17 protein-coding genes are annotated in these 21366 nt (G+C 60.7%); 4 read left to right on the forward strand and 13 right to left on the reverse strand.

The features are described from left to right. Positions 1-39 precede the first annotated feature (39 nt). The 12 genes from SBC1_RS33895 to SBC1_RS33950 form a co-directional block, all read right to left on the reverse strand. Positions 40-1869, reverse strand: coding sequence for a cytochrome c biogenesis protein DipZ (locus SBC1_RS33895; protein WP_165104665.1), 1830 nt, complete (start codon positions 1867-1869; stop codon positions 40-42). A 73-nt stretch (positions 1870-1942) separates the two neighbouring features. Next, positions 1943-2455, reverse strand: coding sequence for a peptide-methionine (R)-S-oxide reductase MsrB (msrB, locus tag SBC1_RS33900; protein ID WP_165104666.1), 513 nt, complete (start codon positions 2453-2455; stop codon positions 1943-1945). Positions 2456-3277: 822 nt separating this feature from the next. After that, positions 3278-3748: a hypothetical protein gene (locus SBC1_RS33905; RefSeq protein ID WP_165104667.1), complete on the reverse strand. Its 471-nt coding sequence runs from the start codon at positions 3746-3748 to the stop codon at positions 3278-3280. 372 nt (positions 3749-4120) lie between these two features. Continuing rightward, positions 4121-5308, reverse strand: a complete 1188-nt coding sequence (locus SBC1_RS33910) for a thiolase family protein (protein ID WP_165104668.1) — start codon at positions 5306-5308, stop codon at positions 4121-4123. A gap of 29 nt (positions 5309-5337) precedes the next feature. Then, positions 5338-6042, reverse strand: coding sequence for an SDR family oxidoreductase (locus SBC1_RS33915; protein WP_165104669.1), 705 nt, complete (start codon positions 6040-6042; stop codon positions 5338-5340). 69 nt (positions 6043-6111) lie between these two features. Then, positions 6112-6543 carry a MarR family winged helix-turn-helix transcriptional regulator gene (locus tag SBC1_RS33920; RefSeq protein WP_165104670.1) on the reverse strand — a complete coding sequence of 144 codons (432 nt, stop codon included), beginning with the start codon at positions 6541-6543 and terminating at the stop codon, positions 6112-6114. 72 nt (positions 6544-6615) lie between these two features. Next, positions 6616-7671 carry an ABC transporter ATP-binding protein gene (locus SBC1_RS33925; protein WP_165104671.1) on the reverse strand — a complete coding sequence of 352 codons (1056 nt, stop codon included), beginning with the start codon at positions 7669-7671 and terminating at the stop codon, positions 6616-6618. 6 nt (positions 7672-7677) lie between these two features. Next, the gene (locus SBC1_RS33930) at positions 7678-9333 is read right to left on the reverse strand and encodes an iron ABC transporter permease (protein ID WP_165104672.1); all 1656 of its coding nucleotides are present in this window, start codon (positions 9331-9333) and stop codon (positions 7678-7680) included. A gap of 12 nt (positions 9334-9345) precedes the next feature. Beyond that, entirely contained in the window at positions 9346-10371 is a 1026-nt protein-coding gene (locus SBC1_RS33935; RefSeq protein WP_165104673.1) for an iron ABC transporter substrate-binding protein, read from the reverse strand. A gap of 76 nt (positions 10372-10447) precedes the next feature. After that, entirely contained in the window at positions 10448-11719 is a 1272-nt protein-coding gene (gene efeB / locus SBC1_RS33940) for an iron uptake transporter deferrochelatase/peroxidase subunit (RefSeq protein ID WP_165104674.1), read from the reverse strand. Between the two features lie 53 nt (positions 11720-11772). Continuing rightward, on the reverse strand, positions 11773-12912 hold the full coding sequence (locus tag SBC1_RS33945) for a hypothetical protein (protein WP_165104675.1): 1140 nt from the start codon (positions 12910-12912) through the stop codon (positions 11773-11775). A gap of 38 nt (positions 12913-12950) precedes the next feature. Then, positions 12951-14387: a carbohydrate porin gene (locus SBC1_RS33950; protein ID WP_370469702.1), complete on the reverse strand. Its 1437-nt coding sequence runs from the start codon at positions 14385-14387 to the stop codon at positions 12951-12953. Positions 14388-15266: 879 nt separating this feature from the next. Here SBC1_RS33950 and SBC1_RS33955 point away from each other — a divergent pair. Continuing rightward, positions 15267-16427, forward strand: coding sequence for a branched-chain amino acid ABC transporter substrate-binding protein (locus tag SBC1_RS33955; protein ID WP_370469680.1), 1161 nt, complete (start codon positions 15267-15269; stop codon positions 16425-16427). 80 nt (positions 16428-16507) lie between these two features. On the opposite strand, the gene SBC1_RS33960 is transcribed toward SBC1_RS33955, so the two are convergent. Continuing rightward, entirely contained in the window at positions 16508-17431 is a 924-nt protein-coding gene (locus SBC1_RS33960) for a LysR substrate-binding domain-containing protein (RefSeq protein WP_165104677.1), read from the reverse strand. 125 nt (positions 17432-17556) lie between these two features. On the opposite strand from SBC1_RS33960, the gene SBC1_RS33965 reads away from it, so the two are divergent. The 3 genes from SBC1_RS33965 to SBC1_RS33975 all read left to right on the forward strand — a co-directional run bounded on the left by SBC1_RS33965 (position 17557) and on the right by SBC1_RS33975 (position 21324). Then, complete coding sequence (locus SBC1_RS33965) at positions 17557-18711, forward strand: methionine aminotransferase (RefSeq protein WP_165104678.1); 1155 nt, start codon at positions 17557-17559, stop codon at positions 18709-18711. Positions 18712-18779: 68 nt separating this feature from the next. After that, complete coding sequence (locus tag SBC1_RS33970; protein ID WP_165104679.1) at positions 18780-19574, forward strand: ABC transporter substrate-binding protein; 795 nt, start codon at positions 18780-18782, stop codon at positions 19572-19574. A gap of 178 nt (positions 19575-19752) precedes the next feature. Then, positions 19753-21324, forward strand: coding sequence for a DHA2 family efflux MFS transporter permease subunit (locus tag SBC1_RS33975; protein ID WP_165104680.1), 1572 nt, complete (start codon positions 19753-19755; stop codon positions 21322-21324). The last annotated feature ends 42 nt before the right edge of the window (positions 21325-21366 follow it).

Below are 21366 nucleotides of genomic sequence, written 5' to 3' on the forward strand. Positions count from 1 at the left end.
GCATCCGCCGTTCGCTGCTCGTTGCTCGTTGCTCGTTGATCAACCAAACGTGAACGCGTATGCCTCGACACCGGGGTCCAGGAATTCAATCGTGAAGGTGTGATCCGTCACATCGCCCGATTGGCGCACGAGTTGATACAAGCGCTGCTCCGTGACCGTGCCGGTACCATCGGCCATCACATCCGACCCGTGCGCGTTGCCAGGCGCTGCGCCATCGATGCTGACGCGAAACCTCACCGGCTTGTTGTCCTTTCCCGGTCCCAGCACGAGATGCAAGTCACGTGCATGGAATCGATAAACGATGGTTCCCGTCGAAGCCGCCAGCGTTGCTCGTTCTGCACCCACGTTCCATGCGCCCGCCAGACCCCATTCATTAGACGCGAGTTGAGAAGGCGCAGCGTACGTGTGAACGCGGTCATGCGACTCGCCGCCCTTTCCGCCAAAGTTCTCCGCGCGCTCGTAGCCTACATAGGTTTCCGGTGATTGCATGTCCGCGTTATCGGCGGCCATTTGCACGCCCTTCGCTGCCATGTCGCTGACCATTGCGCCCGCGTTCCCATTCGCATTCGCGTGACCGGCTTCCGCGAGCAACTGCTGGATTACCTGTTCCGAATGCGCATAGTCGCCTTCGCCAAAATGATGGAAGCGAATCTGCCCCTTGGCATCGATGAAATAATGCGCCGGCCAGTACTGGTTGCCAAATGCACGCCAGATTGCGTAGTTGTTATCGATGGCGACCGGATAGTCCACGCCAAGATCGTGCGTTGCGCGCTTGACGTTGTCCACATTACGCTCGAATGCAAACTCGGGCGCATGCACGCCGATCACCACCAGCCCCTGATCGCGATACTTCTGCGCCCACGCTTTCACGTAAGGCAGCGAGCGCAAACAGTTGACGCACGAGTATGTCCAGAAGTCCACCAGCACCACCTTGCCACGCAGATCCTGCGCCGTCAGCGGCGGCGAATTGAGCCATTGAACAGCGCCGGACAGCGACGGCAATTCGCCCTCCACCGGCAGTGACAGCGGCGCCTCGGTATTCGCGGCTGCACGCATCATTGCGGGCCCAGCGGCGGCATCGGTTGCGGCGGTGGTCTGGGCGGGCGCGTTGTTGTTGTTGTCGACAGATTTACCCGGCGCAGTACCGCCGGAAAACCGGTCCACCAGTTTCTGTTCGATGCCGCCCGTTGCAATAGTAGACACGCGCGCGAGCACGCCAGTATCGAGTCCTAACGATATGGCGACAACACCGAGCAACATCGCGGCGCCAATACCGCGACGAATCCATTCGCCCGCTCCAAGCGAGCGTTTCATTGCAGCAAACACCCGGCCGCCGATAAGCAATGCCACCGCAAGCGACGTCGCGGCCCCTGCCGCGTAAGCGACCAGCAGCAGCGTTGTGCCGACACTTGCGCCACGCAGTGCTGCTCCGGTCAATACAAGGCCCAAAATCGGGCCGGCGCACGGCGCCCATAGCAAACCGGTCGCAATGCCCAGCAGGAACGATGAACTTGCGCGCACCTGTTGTCCGTCGGCCTGGGCGAATTCAGACAGCCAGTTGCCGGCGCTGACGAATGGGCGCATCAGGCGTTCGGCGAAGCGTGGCAATAACAACGTCAGCCCGAAGATGCCCAGCAGTGCAACCGCAAGCCATCGACCGTACTGGTTCGCCTGCGTGACCCAGCCGCCGCCCACTGCGGCGAGCGTTGCGACGGCGGCGAAGGTGATGGCCATGCCGGCGAGCAAAGGCAGGCCGCTGCGCACGAACGGTTGATCCGCCCGCGAGAACACGAAGGGAAGCACGGGCAGGATGCAGGGGCTCAGGATAGTGAGCGCACCGCCAAGATAGGCCAGGACAATGAGTAACATGAGCGTGAAGGTTCTTGGGTCTTTAGGTGGTCGGGGTTCGATGCAAAGCAGTTTCGGTTGCTTGTGCGGCGGATCATGCAGCGGCGGGTTTGAATGTCATCGCCAGACCGTTCATGCAATAGCGCAACCCGGTGGGTTTGGGGCCGTCATCGAAGACATGGCCCAGATGGCCGCCGCAACGCCGGCAGTGCACCTCCGTGCGTGATACGCCGAAAGACAGGTCTTCGCGTGTAGCCACTGCGTGGTCGAGCGGTGCCCAGAAGCTAGGCCAGCCGGTGTGGCTGTCGAACTTCGTACGCGATGAAAAGACGTCGAGCTGGCATCCGGCGCAAGCGAACGTGCCGCTGCGATGTTCGTCGTTCAACGGGCTGCTGTAAGGACGTTCCGTGCCTTCGTGCCGAAGCACGTTGTATTGAGCGGGAGTCAGCAGGCGGCGCCATTGATCGTCAGGATGAACGACCTCGAATGATTCATCGGCGGTGCTGCCTTTTCCGGTCGCACCTAACACGCGATGCTGATTGAACGCGGCGAATGCCGCTGCCGCAAAAACGCTGCTTGCAAAAATAAACCGGCGCCGGGTTTGCATGATGTGCTCCTGAACAAAACTTACGCTTTGAGGAATGCTGAACTGTGTGTATGGCTTTCCGGGTCGCTACGGTGAACCGCGGTGATGGTTCTAACAGGGCAAACACTTCAATCACGGCGTTAATCCCTTGGAGCGGAAAAATCGTGATGAATTTAGGAAGCCTGTGGCCTAATTCAACCGGGTTTGAAAATGGTGCGGTTTCATCAACCCCAACATTCACCGTGCTTCTGTTAGCTAGTTCGTCCGGCGGACACGGTCGGTTACACGTGATCAAGCAAAATCGTTGGTGGTTTGTGGATATCCCTACATGTATGTCGTATTTCGCGTTACGTTATATTGAGATAAATATAGCGTAACGCGATCGACATTGAGTCGCTATGCCGGAGGGGCAGGTTTGATCTCGGCGGTGGATTTCACGGTTGTGATCGTGCTTGCCCGAGAGCGTTGGGGGCGAAGCGTGTTCGTGTCAGGATTCGCGAGAAGGAGGGGTTCACACATCCGTGGCTCTCGCGAGCACCGTGCTTTTGGGGTACCCATGTATGGGAACTGCACGCGGTGGACACTTACGAGCCCTCGTTTTGAAAGCGTTTTCTTTGCTTCGTTTCTTTGTCGCTTTGGACAAAGAAATGACGCGCCGCCACGCGCAGTGGCTAATAGTGATAAAGAGAATAGCCAACATATAACGTGCGAAGGCCCTGAAAGAAGCAACCCGGCATTGACTCCGACCACTACCCCCAGAACCTAGCACCCCGGCACTAACTCCGACCACTAACCCAAAACCGCCAAAACCCCAAACCCGTCCACCCGCGCGAGCGAAAAAAATCACCGCACCATATACCCCCGATCTGCCATGCATTCGCCATACGAGCGCCAGTACTGGACCATCGGCGGCTCGGGCGGGGGTAACGCGGGCATGGGCGCATCGGCGGAAGTCGAACTAGCGTGCGCGGCAGCGCGAGCATCCGCGGCCACACCGGGAGTGGGCGTCGCAGAAGCTTCCATCGCCGATGCGGCAACCGGTGCGGACCCGGGCGCAATCGCCGATGGCAACGGCGCTGCCACCGCAACCGGATGCACCGCACCTGGCTTCACCGTTTTCGGCTTTTCGGGCGCCTGGGACACGCGCGCCATCACCACGCCGGTATGTTGATTGGCGTAGCTGAAGCACATGGCGGTATCGATACTGGTTTGCGTTGGGCTCTGGCTGCGCATTGGAAAGGCGAGCGGTTGTTGCGCAAGCGCGCTCACGCTCACGAACAGTACGGCAATGCCGGCGGACAGGGGGATTCTCATAGCTCGTGCACTCCGGGAAACGGGAATGGCGACACCCGGATCAAGCTGATTCCGAAGCGTCGCCAAACGAGCTTTCACCTTACTGTCCGCGTCCCGTCCTCATGCGAAAGACTATCGCTGTAATCCGCCAACTTTTCGCGTTATTCGTCCGCTTAGCGCGCTGGACCGCGTTTCTCCGACGATCCTGAGCGATCCGGGCGCCACAAAAGCCGGGGCGGCATGGCTCGGAAGATCCGCCTTGTGCAACGCACCACAAGCCGCGCGGTTCGCAACGACCCATATATAACGGAAAGATCCTCAACCGCGAACCCAAACGCGCGTGCCGATACGCCTGCTTAGCCCAAATAAAGCCGCGAACTTAACGCACCAGAATCAAACGCTTTCCAACGCCAGCGCAATACCCTGCCCACCGCCTATGCACAGTGTCACCATCGCTCGCTTCAGGCCGTTGCGTTTCATCGCGTGGGCGAGACGCGTGACCAGTACCGCGCCGGTTGCGCCAATAGCGTGGCCATGAGCGATCGCGCCGCCCTCGGGGTTCACCACGTCATCGGGCAGACCCAGCTTCCGCGCAACCGCAATCGGCACGGCGGCGAACGCTTCGTTGATCTCAATGCGTTCAAGATCGCCCAGCTTCCAGCCCGCGCGATCCAACGCCTGCTGCACGGCGGGCACCGGTCCCAGACCGAACATGCCCGGGTCCACCGCCGCGATACCATACGCGACCAGCCGCACCGAGGGCTCAATCCCCTTGCGCTCGGCGAACGCGCGATCGGCCACGAGCATCGCAGCCGCACCGCTGTTCAGGCCCGGCGCGTTGCCGGCGGTGATCGTTCCGTCTGGACGGAACGCGGGACGCAATTTGGCGAGCGTCTCGAACGTGGTGTCCGGGCGTGGCTGTTCATCGACGTTGAAAAGAACGCTTTGCTTGCCCGCCTTCACCTCCACGCCGACAATCTCCGCCGCGAACCAACCCTTCGCCTGCGCTGCGGCAAAACGTTGCTGCGAGCGCTCGGCGAAACGGTCCTGCGCTTCGCGCGTGATGTCCATTTGCGTCACGAGGTCTTCGGTATGCCAGCCGGAGTGTTTGCCGGAGAACGCGTCGTCGAGACCATCGCGCAACATGCTGTCGTGGATTTCCGCGTTGCCCATCCGATACCCAAAGCGGCCGTTATCGAGCAGATACGGCGCCCGGTCCATATTCTCCATGCCGCCCGCCACCGCGAGCTGCACGAACCCGGCGGTTATCTCGTTAGCCGCCGATACAATCGCCTGCGCTCCCGAGCCGCACACGCGGTTCACGGTCAGCGCGGGTACCGAGACAGGCAAGCCGCCGTTCATGGCTGCCTGACGCGCCGGATTCATGCGGTTGCCCGCCTGGATCACGTTACCTAAGGTCACCGAATCCACGTCCTGCCCGGCGACCCCGGCCCGCCACAAGGTTTCACGGACAACAGCCGCGCCAAGGTCCGTCGCGGGCGTGCCTTTCAGGCTTCCGTTGAACGCACCAATCGCGGTCCTGACTGGCTCACACAGCACAATTTCACGTTGTTGGCTCATGATTCTGTACTCCTGACTAACCCGAAAATTTAATGGGCGGGCGTGAGATAAGCAGGCGTTGTCGAGGACAACGACGCCTTCACGTTGCGGCCGACCTCATCGACGAGAATCTCTTCCTTGCCTTGCTCAATGCCGTCGAGCACCTGACGCACGACCTCTTCCGGCGACGTCTTCGGCGCGTCGATCCCAGCGGTCATGTCGGTATCGATAAACGCCGGATGCACGCCCACCACCAGCGTGTTCTGCCCGCGCAGCTCGGTGCGCAAGCCGTTCGTGATCGCCCATGCGGCGGACTTCGACGCACTGTACGAACCCGTGTTGTCGATAGTCAGCCAGCTCAGCACCGACAGGATGTTCACCACCGCGCCGCCGCCGTTGCGCTTCAGGATCGGCGCGAAGGCCTGGGTAACGGCAAGCGGGCCGATCACGTTGGTCTCGACCTGCGAGCGCACGGCATCGATCGACGCGCCATCGAGCAGCGAACCGCCAATGATTGCGCCGGCATTGTTGATGACGATCTGCACGTCCGTCAGACTATCCGCCGCGGCGGCAATGCTCTGTGCATTCGTGACGTCGAGCTGCACCGCTTCAACGCCCGGCACTTTGACCTGGCTTTTGTCTCGCGCCGATGCATACACCTTCGATGCCCCCGCCGCGAGCAACGCTTTCGCAAACTGCTGGCCAAGGCCGCGATTCGCGCCGGTCACCAATACGACTTTTCCTTTGATTTCCACGTCGCTCTCCGTAGTGCATATGCACTTTATAAGACAAAAAACCGCCCGACTGGAGGCCGAGCGACTATTTCATTCCATCGATGTCAATTCAAGCAGCGACTTTCTTAGTTCTCCGGCGCGTTCCCGGCCGAACTTGTCCTCGAATTCCTGCTGTGCCTCGCGCCAGCGCAGCGATGCTTCGCCGAGCGTCTTTCTCCCGGCGTCGGACAACGACAACGCTACCGCCCGTGTGCTGGTGTCTTGCTGGGCGGCCGTGACAAGGCGGTCGCGCTGCAACGGTTTCAGTGCCCGGACCAGCGTAGTGCGCTCCATGACCATGGCATCCGCGAGTTCGGCCATGGTGACGCCCGGACGCCGGTGGATTGCCGCGAGCAGCGTGAATTGCGCCGCCGTCACGCCTGCCTGGCTAACGTGACGCTCATAAAGCTGCGACACAAACCGCGCCGCCTGCCGGATGGCGAAGCAATTGCAGTCGAGGTAGGACAAATCTTGAGTAGTCATAGGCCACATGCTATTCGTGTATATGCACTTTGTCAAGATGGAGAAGTGGCCAGCACTTCCGCCGAACCTCAACTACCCCTTGGGATAAGCCACGACATCGCCTTCAACCGACAGCGCAATGCGCTCGCCGACACGCGGATGCGAATGCCCCGCCACGCGAATCTGCACACCACGCCCGCCTGTGAGGGACCGCAGCATGACGCTGGCATCGTGACCATAGAACACGACTTTCTCGACCACTGCCTGGACACCATCGCCATTCACACGATGATCAGAAACAATCCGGATCTGCTCCGGCCGGATCATCACGTCGACATCGCTCGCGACCACGGCGCGCGCGATCGGCAAAGTGCCGAACTCGCAAATCACCTGCTTCGAATTTGCGCGATCAATCAATCCCGGCACGATCACCGCGTCGCCGACAAAACTCGCCAGCTCCCGCGACACCGGCCGCCGATACACCGCCTCCGGCGAATCCGTCTGCACAAGACGGCCACGCCACAACACCGCGACCTCGTGCCCGAGCGACAACGCCTCGGCTTGATCGTGCGTAACAAGCACCGCGGTGGCACCCGTGGCAGCAAGCGCGTTTGCCACGGCTTCACGCGTTTCGATCCGCAAGGCGGCATCGAGGGAAGAAAACGGTTCGTCGAGCATCACGAGCGAGGGCGAAGGCGCAAGCGCGCGCGCCAGCGCCACCCGCTGCTGCTGTCCACCGGACAATGCCTGCGGCGCGCGGTCGCCGTACGCAGCGGGCAGACCAACCAGCGCCAGCAATTCATCCACGCGATACCGCGCCCGCCGCTGCTGCCGCGGCAAGCCGAAGACGATGTTATCGGCCACAGAAAGATGCGGAAACAGCGCGCCTTCCTGCGGCACATAGCCTATCCGCCGTGCTTCGGACGGCACATGAATGCCCGGGCCGGCCACACGTACGCCATCGATTTCAACGGTGCCGCCGTCAGCACGCTCGAAGCCGCACAGCACGCGCAGCAGCGTGGTCTTGCCGCTGCCGGATGGCCCGAGCAGAGCAAGCAAGGTGCCGCGCTCCACCGATAAATCGACACCATGAAGCACGGGTTGACCATCGAAGGATTTGGTCAGGCTGGTAACGCGAAGTTCGCTCATATCGATTTACTTGTCAGGCGGCGAACCGGCCTGTAATCCTGCTTGTAGTTCTACTTTCAGGTCAACCGCACGCCCCGCTACTGCCGACCGCCCGAGCAACGTGAACAACGCGATTGACGCCGCCAGCGAAATGCCCACGAGCAACGCGGCATACGGCGCAGCGGCGGCAAACGCGAGCGTGGACGTATCGATCCACACTTGCGTGGCGAGCGTGCGTGTACCGCTTGGCGACAGCAACAACGTGGAATTGAGTTCGGTGACGACCGAGATGAAGACCATCGTCGCACCTGCGCCCAGGCCAGGACCAGCCAGCGGCAAGAGCACCCGCCGCACGGTTTCGCGCCAGCTCAGCCCAAGCGACCGAGCGGTCTCTTCAAGACGCGGTTGCGCTTGCGTGAACGCCGCGCGCACGCTGACGAGCGCGAGCGGCAGGAACAAAATGGCGTAGGCCACGACCAGCAGCTCGGCGCTTTGATACAGCGGCCTCAACGCGTGCACAGCCAGCGACACGATCGCCAGCGCAACCACGAGGCTCGGCAAACCTTGCGCGAGGAACACAATACGTTCGAATGTAGTCGCAATCCTGCTGGGGAAACGGACCAGCAAGAACGCAAGCGGCACGCACGCGAGCGTAGTGACAACCGCGGCGGCGCAACCATAACCAATCGATGACAACGTCGATTCAAGCAGCAGTTCCGGCGACACTTCCGCCGGCGTGATAGCGGCGGCGCCGCTTTGCGTCAGCCAGAAACCAATCATGCCGATAGGCACGCCCAACGTCACGATCGCCAGCGCGACAAACGCGGCGACGACCGCCCATCGCCACGCGCCGAGTTCATAACGCAGTGCGGCACGCCTCACGCCGCGATCGATGCGTTCATAGCGCGCGCCGCCGCGAACGCGCATTTCCAGCGCGAGGCAGAACAGGCACATTGCGATGAGAATGCACGCGAATACCGACGCTCCGCTGCTGTCGAAGCTCGTCCTGTATTCGGCGTAGATCTGCGTGGTGAAGGTCCGAAAGCGCAGCAGCGTGAACGCGCCAAATTCCGACAGCACGCCCAGCGCCACCAGCAACATTCCGCCGAGCAGCGCGGGCCGCAACTGCGGCAACACCACACGCACGAACACGCCAACACGACCACAACCGAGCGATCGGGCGCTTTCTTCAAGCGCCGGGTCCATGCCGCGCAAAGCGGCGGCGACCGGCAAATAGACAAGGGGAAAATACGCTGTGGAAATCACGAGCAACGCGCCCGCGAAGTCCTGCAAATCCAGGCTCAGCGAGACCCACGCGTAACTTGTGATGAACGCAGGCATGGCGAGCGGCGCGACCGTGAGAGCCGCCCAAAGACGCCGCCCGGGCAAGCGCGTCCGTTCAATAAACCATGCTGCCGCCGTCCCCACCACTCCCGCCACGAGCGTGGCGCTCACGGTAATGGACAGCGTGTTGATGAGCAGTTCGCCCACCAGCGGCCGAAAAATCAGCTCGATGGCGTCATCCCAGCCGAACGTCACCGCGCGATACACCGTGAAGGCGAGCGGCATCAGCACCAGCAGCGCGCACAATCCCGCCGCCACGAGCAAACCCCGCGGCGCGCGTTTGCGGCTGCGGGGTTCAGGCAGCGCGGATACGCCAACCGCCTTCACGACATCGCTCATACTTTTATACGCTTACAGTAGTCCGGCCTGGCGCATCAGCTTGGCTGCCTTGCTGTCGTCGCCGAGTTGTTCAACCGTCAACGACGGCGGGCTCAACTGGTCGAAAGGCTTGAGCAGCGGATCGGGAGAAACGCCTGCATGCAGCGGATATTCGAACGCAATCTTGCCCTTGGCCATCAGATCCTGCGCCCGTTCGCTGACGAGATACGCCAGGAATTGCTGCGCCGCCTGCTGGTTCTTGCTCGACTTCAATACTGCCGCGCCCGATACGTTCACGAGCGCACCCACGTCGCCGTTGCCGAAGTGATAGATCGCGCTGCGGGTGGCGCTATCGCCCAGTTGCACGTGCAAGCGCGCCCAATAGTAGTTGTTCACTACGCCCGTTGCCACGCCGCCGCGATTCACTGCTGCCACCACACCTTCGTCGTCATCGAAGATCTGCGAATTTTTCTTCAGGCCCTTGAGCCAATCCAGCGCTTGCGCTTCGCCCTTCATCGCGATCACCGCGCTTACCACCGGCAGGAAATCGCCGTCGCTCGGTGCAATGCCGACCTTGCCTTTCCATTCCGGCTTGGCAAGATCCATCAGCGACGCCGGCAGTTGCGCCGCATCGATCTTCTTCGTGTTGTAGACCAGCACGTTTTCACGTGCGAGCACGCCGACCCAGTCGCCCTGCGGCGAGTTGTAGCGCGACGGGATGGTCGAGAGCGTGGACGCATCGGTTTTAGCGAGCAAGCCTTTCTCGTCCAGCAACATCAGTTCGGGCGAGTTCTCGGTGAAGTAGACATCGGCGGGAGAAGCCGATCCTTCCGCGACCAGCTGAGCCGCCATGGCCGGACCTTCGCCGTTGCGGACCTTCACCGAAACACCGGTCTGCTTCTCGAAGTCCTTCGCCAGCGCGGCCACGACCTGCTCGTGTTGCGCGTTGTACAAGGTCAGCGTTGCCGCTTCCGAGTTCAGCGGCAACGCCGCTGCGGCAGCCAGCACCGCGATGCCGCAAAGCGTGCGCAGCACGGGCAGGGAGCGTGTGGTGTTCATTGCAGTCATTCCTTTTGTTGTGGTGCGCCGGCTTGTCGCCGGCGTGTGCTTTAACTTGGCTTACGCATTCTTCAAATCAGACTTCAAACAGCCCCGCCCCGATAAACGAACCCGGCCGCACGCCCGGCGGGCACGCGAACACAGCGCTGCCCACGTGCGTGGTGAACTGATTCATCATGTCGAACTTCGCCAGCCGGTCATTGATAGGAATGAAACCGGTGCGCGGGTCGCTTTGATGCGCGACGAAGATCAACCCCGCGTCGTACTCGGTTTCCTGGCGCCATGGCGGCCACCGTTCGATATAAAAATCGGTGCCGTCGTTGTAGGAATACGAACGGCGCAGGATCTGCGCGCCGTTGTTCGTTGCCTGGTTCGACAAACGCACGTGCGAGTTTTCCGGGATCACCTGGTTGCCGTCTTTATCGACAGCATCGAGATCCAGCGCATCCATTTCGTGCTGCTTGCCGATCGGCGCGCCGCTGTATTTCTCGCGGCCAAACACCTGTTCCTGGAAACCGCGCTCCATGGTGTCCCAGTGTTCCAGCGTGATACGGATACGACGCACGACCGTGTACGTGCCGCCGTTCATCCACGGCGCGTCGGACGCGTTGGCCCACACGAACTGATTCATCAGCGCCGGTTGCGCGGTCGACGGATTGTTGGTGCCGTCCTTGAAACCCATCAGGTTGCGCGGCGTCTGCCCACGCGGGCCGGAGAGGAAACCCGCCTGTGCCCAGCGCATGGCCACAATGCCGTAGCCCATGCGCGCGAGTTGGCGCACGGCATGGAACGCGACTTGAGCGTCGTTGGCGCAGGCTTGGATCAGGATGTCGCCACCGGTTTTCTGCGGTAGCAACTGGTCGCCGTTGAAGCGCGGCAAGTCGACCAGCGCGGCAGGCCGGCGCTTCTCCAGACCGTAGCGGTCCTTACCTTCGTGCGTGAACAGTCCCGGACCAAAACCGAACGTAATCGTGAGGCCCGCTGCACCCAGGCCGAGGATATCGCCGGAATCGGGTGCGACCTTGTCGTCGGCGGGCAAAGGCTTGGCCGTGTCACCGCGCGACATGCGCGCAGCCGCGTCCGTCCACGTTTTCAGAAGACCGATCACTTCTTCGCGTTTGTCCGTCGTGAGATCGAGCGACGCCACGTACGTATGGCTCTGCTGCGGCGTCACGATACCGGCCTGATGCTCGCCGAAGAACGGCTCGACCACGAGCATCGGGTCGATGGGTTGCTTGAACTGCGCTTTCGTCGCGGCGTGCGCGACTGAACCCGCGCCTAACGCCGCGCCCGCGGCAACGCCCGCTTTAAGAAAGCGGCGGCGCGGTGGATCTTGATCGTTTGCCATAATGTCGCCTTGCTGTGCTAATTACTTCGCTTTGCTTAACTACTCGCTTCGCTTTACTTCGCCAGGACCAGCGTGTTCACATCGTCCTGCACATAGTAAAAACCGTCACCTTCCGGCGTCATTGCGATGCCGAACAAGTCACCATTGCCCGGCGGCGATTGCGCTTTGTCGGTATCGATCCAGCGTGCATACAGTTGCTTGCCCGTCGCCGGATCGATTTCCACGACCTGGCCGTTCAACGCATTCGTGACCAGCAAGTGACCGTTGGGCGCCGTCACCATCGCAAGCGGGCGATGCAGGAAACCATCGGCGGTCAATTCGCGGCCAACACCCGCGCTGGTATCGCGCGTCATGGGATCATCGATTTCCGTCACGCGGTTACCAATTGCATCGGACGCATACAGCAGCTTCTGATCCGTCGATAACGCCAGACCCGTAGGTCCGATCAGGAACACACCCTTGTCGGCCTGCGCGCCGAAACCGCTGGCGATCACCGTTTCCTGCTTGACCACCGGCGCCTTGCCTTGCGGGATATCGAGGTCAAGACGCAGGATGGTGGACTGCTTGAAGACCGGCGGATTGCCATCCGCGCCGCCTACACCGAAGCCCGCATTGCTCAAGAACAGCGTAGCGTGGTCGCCGTTGTCGACGACCGCCATGTTGCCCCACGGGTCGTTGATGTTCGGACTCACAATGGTGGACGCCACCTTGCCCTGGTTGTCGAGCACGATCAGGCAGCCCGCGCCCTTGGTGCCGGTCGTTCCATCGTTACTCGGTGTGCTGCCGACGATCACCCAGCCCGACTTCAGCATGGTCATCGCGGTGGAAAGGCCTATCCCGCCCGGACAATCTTTCAGATCGCGCGGCACGGTTGCGAACACCGTCATCTGCTTGGTTTCGGGATGATAGTTGATGATCGTGCTGCCGGTACCCTGCAGGTTCGCGGCGTTGTTGAAGTTGCCCACCAGCACGTCGCCCTGCTTGACCGTGCCCGACGATACCGGCGCGACCACGATTGCATACGGGTTCTGGTCGCCGTTGGACGGCACGGTATTGATAAGCGTGGTGTGCTTGTGGATCGTCTCGAGAAAGCCAATTGGCGCTGCGTGCGCCACGCTGCCTGCAAGACCGCCAACCAGCAAAGCAGCTGACGCAACTGCCGAAAGCGCTCTGGATTTGATAAGTTGTTTCATACAAAAGCCTCGGGTGCGTGCGTTCAAGATCACGCCGATCAGAAAGTGATGGTGGTGCGCACGCCGACGACGAACGTGTTGCGCAACGGCTGCGTGGGATCGTTCGGATTCTGGCCGGCGCCCGCGTTGAAGGTGTATTGCAGATCACCCTGCATCACCCACCACGGGTTGACCTGATACTGATAGGTCGCCTCGACCGCTGTTTCCTGGGTGCGCACGCCGTACGGTCCGCCGCTTTGCGCAGCAGTCGCGAGATCGAGGTCATGCGCGGCATTGCCGATCTTGATGTAGGTGACGCCGAGCCCGACGCTGTCGTTATCGCGGCCGGCGAACGGGGCTTTCATCACAATGCCCGCGTTGGCGCTGAAACTCACCAGGTTGCGGTCGCCCGGCGCGCCCATCACGCGCGCAAACACGCCAATGCTGCGCGGCTCGTCGGGGTTCGGACGCCAGATCATTTGGTCCGCAACGGCGTAAAAGCTGTAGTCGCCGTTATGAATTTGCGGCGTGCCGCTGCTCAGCGGATTGGCGAGCGACAGGCCGGTGTTGTCAGTGCCGAGGTCGTTGAAGTGTTCGTTGTTGTACCAGAAGCCGATCTTGTACGTGCCTGGCAAGCCGCTTTGCGGCACACCAACCATCTCGCCGTCGGACGGCTGGTTGATCGAGTACTGCAATTCGCCGATATACAGCGCGCCGTTATGCAGATTGAAGTTCGTGCCGCTGAGATTGTTCGGGTTGTTGCCGAGCGGATTGCCGTCGAACACGCCCACGAGCCCAGTCAATGAAGGTGTGATCTGGCCGCGCACGCGCACGCCGAGTGCGGACAGCGGATAGGCCGGACCGCCCGATGGCATGTCGTACGACGGCAGGCCGGGCCAGCCGAACATAGTATTCACGAACGTGGCCGCGTAGCTGCTGACAATGAATTCCTGGTCAATACTCTGCTGACCGACCTTCACGTCCACGCGTTTGTTCAGGAACGACTGCTGATACCAGAGCTCCCACAGGCGCGTGGTGTCCTGAGCTTCAATCCCGCTCGCGGTGTTCAGCGTTCCCAGGTTGTACTGGCTCAGGTTACGGCCGTGAATTTGCAGCGCGCTCGCGTTGAACGTACCACCTTCCAGACCGAAGGCTTTTTGTGTATCGAGGCCGAAAGTGACGGTGGTCAGGCCGTCGTAGGTGCCGCCGGTCTTCAGGCCGCCACGCACGTTGTCCAGATATTCCGATACTTCCGTTGCTTGCAGCGTAATGCCGTACTGGCCGAGCCACGAGCGCACGCCGCCCATATCGCCGAGCAGGTTCGAACGGCCCCATACGCCGGTCCATTGACCCGCCGGTTGCGCCTGGATGTTCAGGTCGGCTTCGGGGGCGTCGGAAGGGGTTGCGTCCGGGTTGGCCGGCTCGCCCGCAGCAAATGCCGCCGAGAATGTCGCCGATGAAGCCAGCGCGAACAACGCCAGGCTGGTACCGAGCATCGCCCGGCGGAAAGGCGCGCCACGGCGCTTGATGGCAGCGCGCAGTGTCGCGTCGGGGCGTGAATCGTGTCGCGATTCAGCGCGCGATTCGCGCGGAGCGAGCTGGACGGGTTGCATCGAAATCCTCTGTCTTGTTGCGACGGCTGCAAAAGCGTCGTGTTGATTGTTCTAAAGACGTTGCGATCCAACGCGCAAAAGCCCCGCGCATCGGCGCTGAAAACGTCCTCCGGGCCACCATCCAGAAGGCACCGGCGAAGCGAATCGTACCCACGGCATGTGTGAACGTCAATATAAATGAGAACGATTCTCATTATAATTACAGGTAGTTGAAAGACCCCTTACGAAAGACAATTTCTTACGGCTTGATAACTTCCTTATTTGAAATTATTTAGTAATGTTTTTGATATTTACGAATGCCGAGGAGTATCACGAGCAGGTGCCGTTTAACCCAGTCCGGTTTGTGCCGCAATCTTCAGGGACTAACCGGATAGACGATCGCCCGTATCAGGGTATTGACGGAGCGTGTCAACAACGGCGGTAGCCTCAGCTAAGCGGGGTTCGGCAATCCGCTTAAACCCGCTATGCCGAAATCCGCATTGCCAATGCGACGAACTGCCAAGACGCCGCTAATTTGGCTTCCTAAATTGCATCTGCTGCTGGTCGCCAGCGAGTTCGTTAAAAACAAGCTCAACCGGTTTTTCGTCCACACGATAATGGCGGCGCGCGCGGGCAAATCCCGTCTTGCCCAAAGTGGTGCAGTCGCGTATCGGAAATGGAGTTGAAACCCCGGAGTTGAAACGTGTAGATAAAACCAAGACGCGAAAGCGAAATCTGATCGCCCTGCTCGCCGGACCTGTCCAACCCCGAAGGAGAATAAAAGTGCATCCTCAAACAAATCTCAAACCGCTTGCCTGGATTCTTGCGTGCGCTGCCGCCAGCTTGGGCGCGTTGCCGCTGTCTGCCGCTGCCGACACGCTCGAGGTCAAGGTCGGCTTTGCCGCCCCGCTGACGGGCGCGAACGCAGGCTACGGGAAGGACCTGCAAAACGGCGTGCAGTTGGCGCTGGATGAAGCGAACGCGAAGAAGATCCAGATTGGCGGCAAGACGGCCAACTTTGTCATTCAGGCCGAAGATGACCAGGCCGACCCCCGGATCGGGGTGCAGGCGGCGCAAAAACTGGTCGATGGCGGTGTGGCCGTGGTCGTCGGCCACTTCAATTCAGGCACGACAATTCCTGCGTCGCAGGTCTACCAGACCGCCGGAATTCCTGTGATCGACCCTGCGGCGACCAATCCGACCATCACGCAGCGAGGGTTCGACAACGTCTTCACCGTCATTTCCAGCGATGCCCAGAACGCCGGAACCGCCGGGACGTACGCGGTAACGGTGACGAAAGCGAAGAAGATTTCGATCATCGATGACCGGACGGCCTTCGGCCAGGGCGAAGCCGATGAGTTCGAGAAAGCGGTGAAGGCGGCGGGCGGCACGATCATCGCGCGTCAGTACAGTGACAACCAGACCGTCGATTTCAGCGCGCAGCTCACGGCGCTGAAGGGTGCGGGTACCGACCTGATCTTCTTTGGCGGCCTCGACCGGCAAGCGGCGGCGGTGGCGAAGCGGATGAAGCAGCTTGGTATCAGTGCGCAGTTCGTGGGCGGCGGCGGTGTAATGGACGCGGATTTCCTGAAGCTGGCCGGCGATGCATCCGACGGCGCAATGGCATGGGAATACGGCAGTCCGCTTGAGAAGCTGCCGCAGGGCAAGGCATTCGCCGATAAATTCCAGAAGCATTTCGGCGTGGCGATTCTCTCGTATGCGCCGTTCGGTTATGACGCTGCGTGGGCCGCGATCGATGCCATGCAGAAGGCTAATTCCATTGATCCGAAGGTGTATCGCCCGGTGCTGAAGACCATTTCGTTCCCGGGCATTACGGGCACGATTGCCTTCGACAATAACGGCGCGCTGAAGAATGCTTCGTCGACGATGTATCAGGTCAAGAGTGGTGCCTGGGTGCCTGTCGTGACGAAGAACGGGACGTAGATTTAACGGACGTGGCGGCGGGGCACTGGTTGGGTCTGACGATTCTGAGGCCTACGCCCCCGCCGCGCGCGAACGAAAAATCACGCGCTCATGCTCATGTAAGCCGAAAGATTCGCCCGCGTCACCGCGGCCTCCCCCTCGAGCCATTGCGCAAACTCCCGCAAAACCGGCGAAGGCGCCGGCCGCTCCGGATAGATCAGATAATACGAAGCCCCGCTGGGCACACAAAGCGAAAACGGCGTAATGATGCGCTGCGCCCGCAAGTCCTCTTCGATCAGCGACAAATCCCCAATCGTCACGCCCAAGCCCTGCATGGCAGACGAAATGGCGAGATCAAGCGTGTCGAAGTGCTGCGCTTTCGCCGATGGCAATCCCTTATATCCATACGCTTCCAGCCACCTCAACCAGTCCCGCCGGTCACGCGTGGGATGCAGCAAAGTCTGATCGGCAAGATCATCGGGCGTTGCAGCAGCGCCAGCCGGACGCGCCTTCCACAAACCCGGCGCACACACCGGCGTCAGCACTTCATCGAACAGATGATGCGAACTCACGCCCTTTAACGTCGGCTGCCCGAACACAATGGCGGCATCGAACTGCTCGGCGTTGAACTCCACCCCGTGCGACACCGCAGCCGTCACCTCGATCGCGAGCTCCGGCCGCTCATTCTGCAACCGGATCACGCGCGGCAAAATCCAGCGCATCGCGCACGTGGGGCATTTCACCCGCAACGTGCCCGACTGCGCCCCGCTACGTTCCAGCGCCTCGGTGATCTGCGTGAGTGCCTGTTGCAAAGGCGCGAGCAGCATGGCGCCATTCGGCGTCAGCGCCAGACCGCGCGGCTGGCGCACGAACAGCGCGTAACCCAGATGCGCTTCCAGCCCGGAAATCTGCCGGCTGACGGCGCCTTGCGTGATGTTCAGAGCATCGGCGGCACGGGTAAAGTTCAGTCGCTGCGCCACGACCGCGAAGGTTTTAAGCACATCCAAAGACGGCAGCGGTTTCATTGTCGGATCTCGTAAGCCATGAGCTGGGTTCATGGCTAGTATGACAAACTTTCGATTGTCCGCACTTTATTGCTGCGGTCGAATGACAATCGATACTCGAATTCAGTCCTCCGGAGACAACCGCCGTGAAAAGTGCCTGGACCCCCGCGTCGAAGCTGCCGAATGTTGGCACGACCATCTTTACCGTGATCGGCCAGCTCGCCGAGGAACATCAAGCGCTGAATCTCTCGCAAGGCGCACCGAATTTCGCCTGCGATCCGAAACTGGTGGACAACGCCGCGCGAGCCATGCGCGCCGGGCATAACCAGTACGCACCCATGTCCGGCGTGCCCGCACTGCGCGAAGCCCTCGCGCTGAAAACGCAGCAGCTCTATGGCGCCACCTACGACCCGGGCAGCGAAATCACCGTGGTGGCAAGCGCCAGCGAAGGCTTGTACGCGTCGATCAGCGCGCTCGTGCATCCCGGCGACGAAGTGATCTACTTCGAACCTTCATTCGACAGCTACGGCCCCATCGTGCAATTGCAGGGCGCAACGCCTATCCCTATCAAGCTCTCGCCGGTGGATTTTCATATCGACTGGGATGAGGTGGCCGCAGCCATCACGCCGCGCACGCGCATGATCATTATCAACTCGCCGCACAATCCGTCCGGCAGCGCATTCACCATTGAAGACATCAACCGCCTCACGGCGTTGACGCGCGATTCGAAGATCATTGTGTTGTCGGATGAAGTCTATGAACACGTTGTGTTCGACGGCGCCCTGCATCACAGCGTGGCGCGTTATCCGGCGCTGGCCGAGCGCAGCGTGATCGTGTCGTCGTTCGGCAAGTCGTATCACGTAACCGGTTGGCGCGTTGGCTTCACGCTTGCCCCCGCCGAGCTGACCGACGAAATCCGCAAGGTCCATCAGTTCATGACCTTCGCCGCCGATACCCCCATGCAGATCGCATTCGCAGAAGCACTCAGCGACGCGTCGAGCTATCTCGGACTCGGCGCGTTCTATCAGAAGAAACGCGATCTGCTCGCCGAAGCGCTTAGCGGTTCACGCTTCGAACTCTTGCCGAGCGCAGGCAGCTTCTTCATGCTGGCGCGCTTTGGCGCGTTCTCCGATGAATCGGACAGCGACTTCGTGCTGCGCCTGATTCGCGAAACCCGCGTCGCGACCATTCCGTTGTCGGCGTTCTACACAGACGGCACGGACAACCGCATCATTCGTCTCAGCTTCGCCAAGGACGACGACACGCTGCGCGAAGGCGCACGCCGCTTGTGCGCGGTTTGATGCTGCACTTATGCCGCCCTGATCTTTCCCTGACGCCAGTTCAACTTCTATCAAAAGAGAGACGCTCCATGAAAAACACCGCTCGCGTATTGTCGGCCGCCCTGTTGCTGGCCTCGTCGTTGTGCAGCGCCGCCGTGTACGCGGCCGAGTCCGATACGCTGCGCTACGGCGTGGAAGCGCAATATCCGCCGTTCGAGTCGAAGGCGGCATCCGGTGAGTTGCAGGGGCTGGATATCGATGTCGGCAATGCGGTGTGCGCCACGGCAAAGATGAAATGCGTGTGGGTCGAGACCTCGTTCGACGGTTTGATCCCGGCCCTCCAGGGCCGTAAATTCGACGCGATCAATTCCGCGATGAACGCAACCGATCAGCGCCGCCAGGCCATCGACTTCACGACGGTCGTGTATCGCGTGCCCACGCAACTGATTGCGAAGACGGGCAGCGGACTTGAGCCAACGCCGGCATCGCTGAAGGGCAAGAACATTGGCGTATTGCAGGGTTCGATCCAGGAAAATTTCGCCAAGGCGCATTGGGCGAACGCGGGCGTGAATGTCGTGCCGTACCAGGATCAGAACCAGGCTTATACCGACTTGAAGGCCGGCCGTCTCGACGGCACGCTCGTCCTCTCGGCTGCCGGACAAACGGGCTTCCTGTCCAAGCCGGACGGTCAGGGATACAGCTTTGCCGGCGGCCCGGTCAGCGACGACAAGATCCTCGGCAGCGGCATTGCCTACGGCATTCGCAAGGGCGACGATGCGTTGAAGCAGCGTCTGAACACGGCTATCGCGAAGCTCAAGGCTGACGGAACGATTGCGAAGTTCGCGAAAAAGTATCTCGGCGATATCGACGTGTCAGCTAAATAAAGCTGGTCTGAAACAGGCGATATCCGAAGTTGATGGAAGTGCCGCTCAAGGTTTGATAGCTGGATGAAAGCCGCAGCGTGATCAGCGAAGTTTTTTGAACGCTGGCACACTGCGGCCTTCGTTGTTGGCACAATCGGCCGCTGTGTTGCATTGGGCGGCCGCTCTACCCGGATATCCCATGAGCACCGCGCCCGCCGCGTCGCCTGCGTCCTCCCCGCCGCCGCCGTTGAAAGGCGGCCAACTGGTTCTCGCGACCATTGCTGTGGCGCTCGCCACGTTCATGAACGTGCTCGACTCATCGATCGCGAACGTCGCCATCCCGACTATTTCCGGCAATCTCGGCGTTTCCGTCGATGAAGGCACGTGGGTCGTGACGGTATTCGCGGCCGCTAATGCCGTGTCGATTCCACTGACCGGCTGGCTGACGCAGCGCATTGGGCAGATCAAGCTGTTTGTTGGCGCGATTCTGTTGTTTGTCATTTCTTCCTGGCTTTGCGGGCTTGCACCAACACTGCCGATCCTGCTCGCCGCGCGGGTTTTGCAAGGCGCGGTCGCGGGGCCGTTGATTCCGCTGTCGCAGGCGATCTTGCTGGGTTCGTATCCGAAGGAGAAAGCGTCCATGGCGCTTTCCCTTTGGGCGATGACCGCCGTTGTCGGGCCGATCGCCGGACCGGCTTTAGGCGGCTGGATTACCGACAGCTATAGCTGGTCGTGGATCTTCTATATCAACATTCCCGTCGGGTTATTCGCCGCCAGTGTCACATGGTTTATTTACCGCAAACGTGAATCGGCCACGCGTAAAGCACCCATCGATACGATCGGGCTCATATTGCTGATTGCCTGGGTGGCGTCGCTGCAGATCATGCTCGACAAGGGTCGGGATCTTGACTGGTTTTCATCGCCGCTGATCGTATGGCTCGGGATCATTGCGTTGATTGCCTTTGCGCTTTTTGTAGTCTGGGAATTGACCGATGCCAATCCCGTCGTCGATCTCCGGCTGTTCGCCGGGCGGAATTTCTTTGGTGGCACGGTCGCCATTTCCGTGGCTTACGGGGTGTTCTTCGGCAACCTTGTTTTGTTGCCGCAATGGCTGCAGGAGTATCTGAATTACCGTTCCGTTGATGCCGGGCTGGTGACCGCTCCGTTGGGAATCTTTGCGGTGATTCTCGCGCCGGTCATGGGGCGGGTTTTACCCCGGACCGACGCGCGTGTTGTCGCAACCATGGCGTTTATCGGCTTCGCCATTGTGTTTTACATGCGCTCTAAATATGTGATTGAGGTCGATACCTGGCACCTGGTCTTGCCGACGCTTTTACAGGGCATTCCAATGGCGCTGTTTTTCGTGCCGTTGACGTCGATTATCTTGTCGGGGCTGCCGCCGTCGAAGATTCCGGCTGCGGCGGGGTTATCGAATTTTGCGCGGGTATTTTGCGGGGCGGTGGGGACATCGCTTGCAGGCAATGAGTGGACGAATCGGATAGCCCTGCATCATGAGCGGCTGACCGAGCAAGCTAATGTAAATAATCCGATGTTCTTGCAGTCACTGCAGGCGACGCAAGGGACGTTGAATGTTAGCGAAGCTCAGGCGCGCGGGCTGTTCGATTTCACGGTGAATACCCAAGCCGCGATGATGGGCCTGAACGATGTCTTTTTTGCTTCCGCCATTATTTTCATTCTGATTATTCCGCTTATCTGGATTACGAAGCGGGCGAAAGGCGGCGGGGGCGGAGCAGCGGCGGGGGCGCATTGAGTTTGGATTGCGAGGAGTATTCGCCAGCGCTCGGGGGTTGGG

Source organism: Caballeronia sp. SBC1, from assembly GCF_011493005.1.
Classification (GTDB): Bacteria; Pseudomonadota; Gammaproteobacteria; order Burkholderiales; family Burkholderiaceae; genus Caballeronia.